Raw genomic sequence first — 12,044 nt, 5'->3', positions numbered from 1 at the left:
ATCCGGAGAAAAATCATAAGGGAGGACTAAAAATGAAAACCATTCATGCAGAGCTACTTTCCAAAGAGGCATTCCGGAAATACGGGACATTCCAGAATATGCTGGACATTTCTGACACGACGGAGCCTTGGGAGTCGACCGACGGCGGGTTTTATCCGGATCTGGTTCGGATGCAGCTTGGAAACGGCAATTGCGCCTGCGCGTCTGTCAACAAAATTTCCAAAGCAGACGGCGACGTGATCCAGTTTACGGAATATCACGGCTATACTTCCGAAGGCATTCTTCCGCTGGATGGAGACTGCATCATTCATGTCGGCAAAGCAAACGGCCCGGTGACTTCTGAAAAATTGCGCGCATTTTATGTGCCGAAGGGCACCATGGTGGCGCTCAATCCGGGTGTCCTGCACGGAACGCAGATTGCCTGCAAAGAAGACGTGGTACACGTTTTGATTCTGCTTCCGGAGCGTACATACGGAAACGACTGCGAAGTTATCCGGTTTGCGGAAGAAGATCAGGTTCGCGTAACGTTCTAAAAATTGAAGTTGCTTGGGGTTCCAAGTGGCTTTCGTTCCTGCAAAAGGACAAATGCAAAAATCTCCAGCTCGCAGTTTTGCTGCGGCTGGAGATTTTTTACCGGAATCAGGAGAAAAGGGGCAGCGGAAAACATGAGGTGAAAACCAGTTTACGAATCTTTGCTGAGCGGAATATCATAGATTTCGCTGTACGCGTCAACTTTCGCGTCGGAATCCGCAGTACCTGGAATGAGCCCGGTGCATTCCGTGCTGGAAGCAACAGAAAACAGGTTGTCAAACAGTTCTTCTTCATCTTCCGCGTCGTACGGACGAGCTGGTTTTTCGGACAGATGCTCCTTCATGATTAAGCCTCCTTTTTCGGTTTGGACTGTCTCCGGATGCAGCAGCGCTTTTTGCTGATTGCAAAGCAATCCCATACCCTGAAAAAGAGAAATGCTGTGCACGTTTATTGGCCGGAGCAGCCTTTTTTAGGATTTCCCAAAATGGATCGAACCTTTGCGCAAAAATTTGGAAATTTGCCTTTTTGCAAATAAATTGTAAATTTTTCTTGACACATCCGACGGCATGTGTTACTTTATTTATGGTATTAGATTTTATTTCATTGCAGTCGATTTGCACGTCCTGTTTGTACGAGAATGGCTGTAATCTGGTACAATAAAATTGGATAGAGGTTGCGAAACGGATGAGTATGCGCAGGCAAAACGTCAGGCCGGCGTTGCGCAGAAGGGCCTTTTCGCCGAAGCGGCGGTTTTTGCCTGAAAGAAGCCGTACGCTGGACTGCAGGAGAAAATGCTGTAGGCTGTCACAAATTTGTGGAGCGCTATCGTGATAAAAATCGTTTGAAAAGACGTCATGCATGCGGGCATTCTGCGTACATGGCTTTTTTTAATCTAATTTTGCGGGCGCTGTCCGGTATGGCCGGATGATGTCCGCTTTTTGTTTTTTCGATGCGGAATCTGGGCTCTTTTCGAAAAAACAGAAGACTGAAAATTGTTTGGAGGGTCAAAAATGAGACGAATGAGGGGTAAAAAAGTTCTGGTGCTTGCCCTGGTTGTCATGGCGGTTTTTGTGCTGTTTTCGCTGACAGCATCCGCAGAATCTGCTTCGGCAGATGCAGCCGCTGAGGAGTACCAGAGCAACATGTATGCAACCGCCTGGGCATTGGTTCCGCCGCTGGTTGCAATTGTGCTTGCACTGATTACCAAAGAGGTGTATAGCTCGCTGTTTGTGGGAATTCTCACCGGTGCGCTGTTCTATTCCAACTTCGATTTGGAAACCGCGTATGTTCAGATGCTTGACACCGGCTTTATTTCTTCGATTGCAAACAAGGGCCATGTCGGAATTCTGGTATTCCTGATTGTGCTCGGTGCTATCGTAATTCTCATTAACCGCGCAGGCGGTTCTGCCGCTTATGGCGCCTGGGCAGTTCGCAGAATCAAAACGCGCCGTGGCGCGCTGCTTGCGACAACCGGTCTTGGCTGCTTGATTTTTGTAGATGACTATTTTAACTGCCTGACAGTCGGAAGCGTCATGCGTCCGGTTACGGATACGCATAAGATTTCCCGGGCAAAGCTCGCTTACATCATCGATGCAACGGCTGCTCCGGTTTGCATGATTGCGCCGATTTCTTCCTGGGCAGCAGCAGTTGCCGGTGTGGTGAAGGGCGATGAAAACGGTCTGAATCTTTTTATTCAGGCAATTCCGTTTAACCTCTATTCACTTTTGACCATCGGAATGATGATTCTGATTGCCGTTTTAAATATTGATTTTGGACCGATGAAAAAGCATGAAGACAATGCGGCGAACGGTGACCTCTACACAACGCCGGAGCGTCCTTATGCAAACGCAAACGAAGATACGCCTTCTTCCAAAGGAAAAGTGATCGATCTTGTTCTGCCGATTGTCATTTTAATTGTCTTGTGTGTGGCTGGTATGGTCTACACCGGCGGATTTTTCAGCGGTGAAAATTTTGTTGCTGCGTTTGCAAATTGCGACGCACCGCTTGGCCTGTCGCTCGGCTCAGTTCTTGCGCTCATTGCGATTATTGTCTATATGCTCTGCCGCCGGGTACTGACCTTTAAGGATTGCATGAGTTCCATTCCGGCAGGCTTTAAGGCTATGGTTCCTGCAATTCTGATCCTGACTTTTGCCTGGACACTCAGCGGAATGACGAGCCTTTTGGGTGCAGATATTTTTGTCAGCAATGTGTTTGCAAGCAGCGCGAAAGGCTTGCAGTCCTTCCTGCCGGCAATGGTATTCCTTGTGGCTATCGGGCTTTCCTTCGCAACCGGAACTTCCTGGGGCACGTTCGGCATCCTGCTGCCGATTGTTGTCGGTATCAACATGCCTGGCAACCTGCTGATTGTTGCGGTTTCTGCGTGCCTTGCCGGTGCTGTCTGCGGCGACCACTGCTCGCCGATTTCCGACACAACCATCATGGCATCCACCGGTGCGCAGTGCGACCACGTGAACCATGTTTCCACACAGCTTCCGTACGCGCTGTTTGTGGCCGGACTTTCGTTCCTTGGATATATCCTGGCCGGATTTGTCCGCTCTGCCTTTGTGGTTCTGCCGGTTAGCTTCGTGCTTTTGGTTGGCATTTTGTTGCTCATTTGGCGCCATCAAAAGAAAAAACGTGTGGCGGCGTAAAAGCATGCTTCTGGAAAGCGGCTTCCTGCAAGGAGGCCGCTTTTTTACGCGGATATCGTATGCGGTGGATTTATTTTTATGGATATGATATAATCATTTTCACACCAGAGTGTCTGCGCAAAATAAAACTGAAATTAAAACGCGCAGACCAATCATGCAGATAGCGTCCCGCTTTTTGAAAGTCCAAAATATCGGACGTTTTTTGTTGGGATAAAAGCGCTTTGGGACGCATTTCCACAAAGAAGGAGGATCTTTATGATTCGTAACATCAGACCCGAGGATCGCGAAGCATACCTTGCAATGTCTGACGCATTTTATCATTCGGAAGCAGTGCTGCATCCGGTGCCGCTGGAAGTGCAGGCACGTGTGTTCGATGAAGCCGTTTCTTCTGATGTTTATCTGGAGGTTTTTTTCCTCGAAGAAGAAGGCAAAACTGCAGGGTATGCTGTCATTAATAAAAGTTTTTCTTCAGAAATTGGCGGCAGGATTGTTTGGATTGAAGATTTATTCATCAAACCGGAATTCCGTTCGCACGGACTGGGACGTACATTCTTTGCATATTTGGAAGACCGGTTTGCCGGCACGGTAAAACGGTTCCGCCTGGAAGCGGATTTCAGCAATACTCGCGCAATTGCGTTGTACAAACGCCTCGGGTTCGAGGAGCTGCCCTATTTGCAGATGGTAAAGGATCGCCCGTGACAATGGCTGGCAGGCGAATTTAGGCACGATGCCACATTCATGCTGAAAACCGAAGGACTTACCAAACGGAACGGCAAGCCCTTTCTGTTTGTCTGCTTTTGGTGCGCGCGGGCGAAAAGACGGCTGATTCGATTTTGCAGAACCGTGCTGTTGGAGACCGCGGGGGGAAAGCTGGCGCAATCTTGACATCTATCGCCATGGCCCCTATAATAAAAATGCCTTTACCCGAATGGAGTGGTTTTTGTGATAACCCTACAGAACACCTCGCATGACCCGTTTTATAATCAGGCATTTGAGGAATATGTCTTCACACAGTTCCCGGAGGAAGAGGTGTTTTTTCTTTGGCGAAATACGCCGTCTGTTGTGGTTGGGTGTTACCAGAATATTTGCAGGGAAGTCTCTGTACAGGCGCTTCGGAAACAACGGATTCCGGTGATCCGCAGGCCGTCCGGCGGCGGTACGGTATATCATGATCTTGGAAATGTCAATTATACTTATATCACGCGTTCAAAAGGTCTTGTCGATTACGACGCCTGCCTGCAGCCGGTGATTGCAGCGCTCAATGCAATTGGTGTTCCGGCGCAAAAAGGAAGATCCTGCGATATTTGGGTAGATGGCCGGAAAATTTCCGGAAGCGCCCAGCGGATGGCGGGTGGTCGACTTTTGCACCATGGGACGCTTCTGTTTGCATCGGATCTTGCGGTGTTGGATCAGATTACCGTGCACGGTAAAAATGACTGTTTCCAATCGGGCGGTACGCAATCGGCGATCTGTCCGGTGACCAATATTCGGGAACATCTTCGATCCCCGATGACGATTGCGGAATTTCAGGAACGGCTGCTCGGGAAAATGCTTCCGTCAGGAAGCAGAATGTACTTCCTATCGCAGGAGCAGGAACAGGCGGTCTGTCGGCTGCGGGACGAAAAATACCACAGCTGGGAATGGACCTGGGGCAGGACTCCTGCATTCACGTATGAGAAACAGGGCGCCTTTGCTGACGCGCCGATTCGGGTTCGGTATCAGGCAAAAAAAGGAATCGTTTCCGGAGTAGAGATCGAAAGTTCGCAACTTGACTGTAAGAGGGGCAAGTCGCTTTTTGACGGTACTCGGTTAGATCCCGACGCCTTTTATGCCATTTGCGAGACACTCGCAGGCGATTGCGCGGAATCCCTATTTTGCTGTCTTCTCTAGGACACGAAGTGTTATCCACCGCAGACACAAAGTGTCACCCATCGCGGACACGAAGTGTCATTCATCGCGCCGGGGGCATTCTACGTTCAGTGGCATGCTGGACGCGGGAGGAAGCTGGTGGAAATCCGCAGCAGCGTATTTTGCCGACTGAAAAGCACACGGAGTTTTAAGAGGATTGAGCTCTCGCACATACGCACACATAGTGCGTTTCACCACGGACACAAAGTGTTATCCATCGCGGACGCGAAGTGTCCCCCATCGCGCCGGGGGCATTCTACATACAGTGGCATGCTGGACGCGGGAGGAAGTTGGTGGAAATCCGCAGCAGCGTATTTTGCCGACTGAAAAGCACACGGAGTTTTAAGAGGATTGAGCTCTCGCACATACGCACACATAGTGCGTTTCACTACGGACACGAAGTGTCATTCATCGCGCCGGGGGCATTCTACGTTCAGTGGCATGCTGGACGCGGGAGGAAGCTGGTGGAAATCCGCAGCGGCGTATTTGGCCGACTGAAAAGCACACAGAGTTTTAAGAGGATTGAGCCCTCGCACACACGCACACGTAGTGCGTTTCACCACGGACACAAAGTGTTATCCATCGCGGACGCGAAGTGTCCCCCATCGCGCCGGGGGCATTCTACATACAGTGGCATGCTGGACGCGGGAGGAAGCTGGTGGAAATCCGCAGCGGCGTATTTTGCCGACTGAAAAGCACACGGAGTTTTAAGAGGATTGAGCTCTCGCACATACGCACACATAGTGCGTTTCACTACGGACACAAAGTGTCACCCATCGCGGACGCGAAGTGTCATTCATCGCGCCGGGGACATTCTACGTTCAGTGGCATGCTGGACGCGTCAGAAAGCGGAGGCGGTGCGATAGACATTGAACGCATAGACGTGGGTAAATGTTCTGTGCTTCATAAATGATTGCAGTTATGCACGGTTTTGTGCATCGGAAGATCCGAAGCCGTTTTAAGCGGCAGGAAAGGAACGAGAATACATGGAAAAAAATGTAAAAATGCCAAAACTTCGTCCGGACATGCAGGAAGGCGTTCTTTGTGCATGGCTCAAGGAAGAGGGGGACGAGGTGAAAGCCGGCGAACCGCTGTTCGAAATCGAAACGGACAAGGTGGTCAATCAGATTGAATCCACCGAAAGCGGAATTTTGAAAAAACAAGTTTTTGAAGAAGGCGATACGGTACAGGTTGAGACGCCGGTTGCTATTCTGGAAACGAAGTGAGGATTACATGGAAAGAAAACCTGAATGGCTGAAAGTCCGGTACAATCAGGAGGCTGTCCGCGAGGTGGCTGAAATGATGCAGGGGCTCCATCTCCATACGGTGTGCAAAGAGGCGAACTGCCCGAATATGGGGGAATGTTACCGCAAGCACACGGCTACTTTTATGATTTTGGGCAGCATTTGCACGCGTAACTGCCGCTTTTGCAACGTGACAACGGGCCGTCCGCTTCCGCCGGATCCGGAAGAGCCGATGAATGTCGCACAGACTGCGAAAAAACTTGGACTGCGGCATGTGGTGGTAACCTGTTCGACGCGTGACGATCTGCCGGACGGCGGCGCGGAACAGTTTGCCAAAACAGTCCGGGCGATCCGGGAAATTTGCCCGGGTACAACTGTCGAGACACTCATTTCGGATCTGAAAGGGGATCCCCGGTCACTCGATATTGTGATTGATGCACATCCTGAGGTGCTCAACCACAATGTGGAAACGGTTCGGGATCTGCAGGCAGCCGTGCGTCCTCAGGCGCGTTACGAGCGGTCGCTCGAGGTGCTGCGGTATTGCAAGAAAAAGGATCCTACGCTTCTCACGAAGACGGGCTTTATGGTCGGTCTCGGCGAAACCGAAGCGCAGATCAGCGAGTTGATGGACGATATTCTTGCGACAGGCTGCGATATTCTCACCATTGGGCAGTATCTCCAGCCGTCACCAAACCATTATCCGCTGGCGCGCTATGCAACGCCGGAAGATTTTGAGCGGTATCGCGAAATGGCCCTCTCCAAGGGCTTTCGTCACGTAGCCTCTGCGCCGCTTGCGAGAAGTTCCTATAGGGCGTGGGAGGTTCTGGAGGGCGTCCATGATCTATATTGAGTGTAATTCTTCTGACGTTTACTATAACTTTGGCGCGGAATACTATTTTGCGCTGGAAAAGCAGCTTCCGGATACGGTCTTTCTCTTTTGGCGGACCACACCGACTTTGATGGTCGGGAAATACCAGAATGTTCTCGAGGAAGTCAACAAGCCCTATGCCGATGCGCATGGAATTCGCCTTGTGCGGCGTATGAGCGGCGGCGGAACAATCTATACCGATCTCGGCGGATGGCAGTTTACCTTTATCCAGCACGATGGCGAAAAAGAGATTGCATTTCATCAATATATTGCGCCGGTAATAGATGCGCTGCAGGAATGCGGCGTCGAGGCTGCCTGGAGCGGCCGGAATGATCTGACCATCGATGGCCGAAAGTTTTCAGGCAATGCGCAGTACCGGCTGGGTGGATGCACCGTACATCACGGCTCTCTGTTATTCGATACGGATATTGCGCAAATGGTCGCATCGACAACGGTCGACAGCTATAAAATTCTTTCAAAGAGCATTAAGTCTGTCCGCGATCGGGTCACGAATATTGCGGAGCATTTGCCGCAACCGATGGATGCTGAAGCGTTTAAGGAAACGATGGTACGGTATATTTTGGGTGAAAATCCGCAGTTTTATCAGCTTACGCCGGAAGATGACGCGCGGATCCGGACGCTTGCACAGGAACAGTTTGCAAGTTGGGAGCGGATTTTTGGCGCCAATCCGAAATTCAATATCGACCGAACCGGCCGTTTTGCCGGCGGCAAGATGCAATTCCGGATTGACGTGCAAAAGGGCCGGATTCGTTCGGCCGCGGTATACGGGGATTTCTTCTCGACGCTTGACGCAGAAACCATCACTGCGGCGATTATCGGCTGCCGTTATGAACGCGGTGCAGTTCTGGAAGCGTTGCGCGTGCATGGAATTGACGGCGCGGTTTATCGGATTTCCGCAGAGGAAATGGTCAGTGTGATTGTCGATTAACGTATGATAAAAAGTCCTTAGCGCAGCTTTCGTGCTGGACTGTACCCAAGAAAACAGACAGTGAAAAAAAGCACCTCCTGTTGTAGAATAGAAGCTACAACAGGAGGTGCAGTCATGTCGAGAGGAGATGCGAAAGCAGAGGCGCTCAGTGAAGAAGTGTTCCGGCGAAAGGCCGCAGGAGAAACGAATCGAGAGATCGGTGCCCATTTCGGACTGCGCAAGGCACAAGTCAAAGGACTTGTCAATCGCCAAAACCGCAAACAGCGACTGATTGCCAACGGCTATGTTCCGCAGCCGAAAGGCCGGCCGCACAAAGCTTCGATCAGCGAAGAACAAAAGCGAAATAACGAACTGATTGAGCTGCGGATGCAGGTGGAGCTGCTGCGAAATTTTCTGTCTGAAGCTGGGAGGAGGTGAAGCTGAAATACCGGGTGATCGAGCGCTTTTGCGGGAAATATCCGATCGGCTCCATGTGCCGTATGTTTGAAGTCTCCCGCAGCGGCTGCTATGCCTGGCGAAAACGGCAAGGCAAGCCCGCCAAAGATCAGTGGCTTGTCGATCTGATCATCGACTGCCAACAGCGCAGCAAACAGACCTGCGGTTGCCGCCGCGTTCGCCGCTGGCTGGAACGACAGCATGGCAGAAAAGTCAGCATCAAAGCCATTTTGCGCATAATGCGCAAGCTCGATCTGCTCTCACAGGCACGCCGCCGCAAACCGTATCGGAACTATCAGCAGGCCGTTCACAAATATCCAAATCTGCTGCAGCGTGCGTTTGCCCAACCATTCCCCAATCGTTTTTGGGAAACCGATATCACCTATATTCCCGCAGTTAAGGGAATGGTGTATCTGTGTGCCGTACTGGATCTGTGCGGAAAAATGGTGATGGCTTACCGGATCGGCGGTGATATGACCGCTTCGCTGGTGACGGATACCGTTCGGGATGCCTGTAAAAAAGAGAAGGCCGCTGATGGACGAATCCTCCACAGCGACCAAGATTTCAATATACAGACCAAGCATACTTTGATCTAAGCCAAGAATCCCACATTCAGCCGTCGATGTCCAGCCCCGGATGCCCTTATGACAATGCGGCAATGGAAAATTTTTTCGGGACGCTGAAAACAGAGTGCCTGTATCGGAGAAAATTTTCGTGCCGGGCCGAAGTCGAACAGGCGGTGGCGGAGTATGTGCGCTTCTGCAACTATGAGCGGATCAACCTGAAAAACGGCCTCACTCCGTTTGAAATCCGGAGCAAGGCCGTGTAATTTGCCGCTATTCTGCGACTGGGCGCTTTTTTCTTTGTCTGTTCGCTGGGAAACAGTCCATGCTGTAGGCTGAGGATTTTTTGTTTTGTGGCACGAGAAATGGTTTGCGGTTTTAAGAAGTTTCGGCTTTCGCAATACCGCGCGGATATTTAGGAGAGCAGACGGTTTCAAGCAATCTGCCCAGGCGCACAAATTGTAATAAACGGAATGGGGTTCTATACGGATGTTCTATTCCGTTTTTGATCATTTAGGATTGACAAAAATTTTAAAATAAATTATACTATACTCAATAAGCAACTTATGTTGCGCAACTTAAGATTCTTTTGGAGATGATCCGATGCCGCCAAAGTTTCGTTTTACAAGAGAAGAAATGATTTGCGCTGCAGTGGACATCGTGCGGGAAAGCGGTGCCGATGCACTAACTGCGAGAGCGCTGGCAGCAAAACTCGGATGTTCTGCAAAACCGATTTTCGGTTTGTTTCAGAATATGGAAGAGGTTCGCGCCGCAGTGATCGAAGAAGCCAACCGGCTTTATCAGGATCGGCTGAAAAAGGCGGTTGTAGAAAAAGAATACCCGCCGTATAAAGCGACTGGTATGGCGTATATCCGTTTTGCAAAAGAAGAAACAGAACTGTTTAAACTGCTTTATATGCGCGATCGATCCCGGGAAGCGCCCCCTCCAACTGAGGCGGAGGAATTGGACGGGCTGCTCTCGCTGGTTCAAAAGGCGACCGGCCTGAGCAGAGAGGACGCCTTTCGATTTCATTTGGAAACCTGGATTTATGTGCACGGCATTGCGACGATGATTGCGACCGGGTATTTGGACTGGGATCCGGCGTTTGTGAGCGATGCGGTAACAGACTGCTATCTTGGACTAAAATACCGGTTTTGTGGAGAGGAGAAACGGAATGGAAGCGATTGAAGCCAAAAAACTGACCAAACAATACCGCGATGTAACAGCGGTTGATGCGCTGGACTTACATGTCCAAACCGGAGAGCTATTCGCACTGCTCGGCGTAAACGGCGCCGGAAAAACAACGACGATCAAAATGCTTTCCTGTTTAACAAAGCCGACCAGCGGAGATGCATTTTTAAACGGGCACAGTATTGTGTCGGACAGCGCGGCGGTGAAAGAACTGATCGGGGTTTTTCCGCAAGAAACCGCGGTTGCACCCAATTTGACAGTTCGGGAGAACTTGGAACTGATGTGCGGGGTACATGGATTTCCGAAGGCCAAAAAAGAAGAAAAGGTAAGGGAACTTCTCGAACAGTTCGAGCTGTCCGGAATTTCCGGAAAACGGGCCGGAAAGCTTTCCGGCGGATGGCAGCGCCGCCTGAGCATTGCAATGGCGCTGATTGGGGAACCGCAGATCCTTTTTCTCGACGAGCCGACGTTGGGACTTGATGTGCTTGCCCGCAGTGATCTCTGGGACAGCATTCGCAGCTTAAAAGGGAAGATAACCATCATTCTGACCACGCATTATATGGAAGAAGCCGAGGCGCTTTCCGATCGGGTTGGAATTCTCAAAGACGGCCATCTGCTGGCGCTTGATACCGTAGAAGCGCTTAAACAGCAAACAGGAAAGGATCGCTTTGAAGAGGCCTTTGTCGCAATTGTGAAAGGGGAAAAACAATGAAACTCTGGGCTTTTTCCGGACGCACCGCGAAGGAAATTTTGCGTGATCCGCTGAATCTTTGCTTCGGGCTGGGCTTTCCGATTGTGCTGCTCTTGCTGCTTTCAGCGATTCAGGCGAATGTTCCCATAGAGCTTTTTGCAATCGGACAGCTGACTCCGGGCATTACTGTATTTGGTCTGGCGTTTATGACGCTTTTTGCGGCGACGCTGATTGCAAAAGACCGCGAAAGCGCCTTTTTGCAGCGTCTTTATACGACGCCGCTGCGTGCTACTGATTTTATTCTCGGATACATCCTGCCGCTTTTGCCGATTGCGTTTTTACAGAGCGTGGTCTGCTATCTGACCGCTTTGCTCCTAGGGCTTCCTGCATCCTGGAAAATTCTCTATGCGCTTCTGTTTTTGATGCCGGTGTCGGTCTTTTTTGTTGCATTGGGGCTGCTTTGCGGAAGTGTTCTGAATGTGAAACAGGTCGGCGGAATCTGTGGCGCGTTGCTGACGAATCTGACCGCGTGGCTTTCCGGAACCTGGTTCGATTTAAAGTTGGTCGGCGGCGTTTTTGAAAAAATTGCGGGGTATTTGCCGTTTTGGCACGCCGTGGAATTGGAACGCGCCGTCCTAAACGGAAGTTTTGAAGGCATTTTTCCGCATCTGAATTGGGTGCTCGGCTATGCGGCCGGCACTTGCATACTTGCGGTTTGGCTTTTTTTGCGGCAAATGCGGCGAGACTAAACGGAAAGCCGATGTTCCGCGCGCCGGAGGCCGCATCGTGAACGCTCTAAGGCCTGAGCCGGTTTGGCGCGCAGGTGCGGAATGTACGCGCACCAATTTCGGCTTTTTGCACCTGTATGTATCGGTATTTCGGGATAAAAACAGCCGTGCCGGTCTATTCTCCGGCACGGCTTTTCTTTTGACGCTGTGCATGAAAAACGAAATCGCGATTGCTTGTTCCGCTCCGATGCGCATTGTCAAAATCGCGCACCGGATTTGGCAAAC

14 protein-coding genes and 1 riboswitch are annotated in these 12,044 nt (G+C 50.8%); of the genes, 13 read left to right on the top strand and 1 reads right to left on the bottom strand.

Annotation, left to right across the window (positions count from 1 at the left end):
• Positions 1–32 precede the first annotated feature (32 nt).
• Positions 33–533, top strand: a complete 501-nt coding sequence (locus tag IAG03_RS11555) for an ureidoglycolate lyase (protein ID WP_249320187.1) — start codon at positions 33–35, stop codon at positions 531–533.
• Between the two features lie 149 nt (positions 534–682).
• Here the strand turns inward: IAG03_RS11555 and IAG03_RS11550 are convergent, their stop codons facing one another.
• Complete coding sequence (locus IAG03_RS11550) at positions 683–874, bottom strand: hypothetical protein (protein WP_249320186.1); 192 nt, start codon at positions 872–874, stop codon at positions 683–685.
• Between the two features lie 316 nt (positions 875–1,190).
• A riboswitch (Lysine riboswitch) is annotated at positions 1,191–1,364 on the top strand.
• A 177-nt stretch (positions 1,365–1,541) separates the two neighbouring features.
• Between IAG03_RS11550 and IAG03_RS11545 the strand changes: the two genes are divergently transcribed.
• From IAG03_RS11545 to IAG03_RS11490, 12 genes are all read left to right on the top strand, one after another.
• Positions 1,542–3,182, top strand: coding sequence for a Na+/H+ antiporter NhaC family protein (locus tag IAG03_RS11545; protein ID WP_249320185.1), 1,641 nt, complete (start codon positions 1,542–1,544; stop codon positions 3,180–3,182).
• A gap of 255 nt (positions 3,183–3,437) precedes the next feature.
• Complete coding sequence (locus IAG03_RS11540; protein WP_249320184.1) at positions 3,438–3,881, top strand: GNAT family N-acetyltransferase; 444 nt, start codon at positions 3,438–3,440, stop codon at positions 3,879–3,881.
• A 243-nt stretch (positions 3,882–4,124) separates the two neighbouring features.
• Entirely contained in the window at positions 4,125–5,072 is a 948-nt protein-coding gene (locus tag IAG03_RS11535) for a lipoyl protein ligase domain-containing protein (protein WP_249320183.1), read from the top strand.
• Between the two features lie 1,004 nt (positions 5,073–6,076).
• A complete protein-coding gene (locus IAG03_RS11530; protein ID WP_249320182.1) occupies positions 6,077–6,316 on the top strand; it encodes a biotin/lipoyl-containing protein in 240 nt (79 codons plus the stop codon).
• A 7-nt stretch (positions 6,317–6,323) separates the two neighbouring features.
• Positions 6,324–7,184 carry a lipoyl synthase gene (gene lipA, locus IAG03_RS11525; RefSeq protein ID WP_249320181.1) on the top strand — a complete coding sequence of 287 codons (861 nt, stop codon included), beginning with the start codon at positions 6,324–6,326 and terminating at the stop codon, positions 7,182–7,184.
• On the top strand, positions 7,171–8,151 hold the full coding sequence (gene lplA / locus IAG03_RS11520) for a lipoate--protein ligase (protein WP_249320180.1): 981 nt from the start codon (positions 7,171–7,173) through the stop codon (positions 8,149–8,151). Before lipA ends, lplA begins: the two co-directional genes overlap by 14 nt.
• A 114-nt stretch (positions 8,152–8,265) precedes the next feature.
• A complete protein-coding gene (locus IAG03_RS11515; protein WP_249320179.1) occupies positions 8,266–8,568 on the top strand; it encodes a hypothetical protein in 303 nt (100 codons plus the stop codon).
• Complete coding sequence (locus IAG03_RS11510; protein WP_249320178.1) at positions 8,565–9,182, top strand: IS3 family transposase; 618 nt, start codon at positions 8,565–8,567, stop codon at positions 9,180–9,182. Before IAG03_RS11515 ends, IAG03_RS11510 begins: the two co-directional genes overlap by 4 nt.
• Before the next feature lie 14 nt (positions 9,183–9,196).
• Positions 9,197–9,415, top strand: a complete 219-nt coding sequence (locus IAG03_RS11505) for an IS3 family transposase (protein ID WP_346726140.1) — start codon at positions 9,197–9,199, stop codon at positions 9,413–9,415.
• Between the two features lie 337 nt (positions 9,416–9,752).
• A complete protein-coding gene (locus tag IAG03_RS11500; RefSeq protein WP_249320176.1) occupies positions 9,753–10,337 on the top strand; it encodes a TetR/AcrR family transcriptional regulator in 585 nt (194 codons plus the stop codon).
• Entirely contained in the window at positions 10,324–11,052 is a 729-nt protein-coding gene (locus IAG03_RS11495; RefSeq protein WP_249320175.1) for an ABC transporter ATP-binding protein, read from the top strand. The genes IAG03_RS11500 and IAG03_RS11495 overlap by 14 nt, the downstream gene beginning before the upstream one ends.
• Positions 11,049–11,780: an ABC transporter permease gene (locus IAG03_RS11490; RefSeq protein WP_249320174.1), complete on the top strand. Its 732-nt coding sequence runs from the start codon at positions 11,049–11,051 to the stop codon at positions 11,778–11,780. Before IAG03_RS11495 ends, IAG03_RS11490 begins: the two co-directional genes overlap by 4 nt.
• Positions 11,781–12,044 lie beyond the last annotated feature (264 nt).

The sequence above is a fragment of the Yeguia hominis genome (genome assembly GCF_014384705.1).
Taxonomy (GTDB): domain Bacteria; phylum Bacillota; class Clostridia; order Oscillospirales; family Acutalibacteraceae; genus Yeguia; species Yeguia hominis.
The sequence above is the reverse complement of the archived record's forward strand: the minus strand, read 5'-3'. Positions and strand labels throughout refer to the sequence as shown.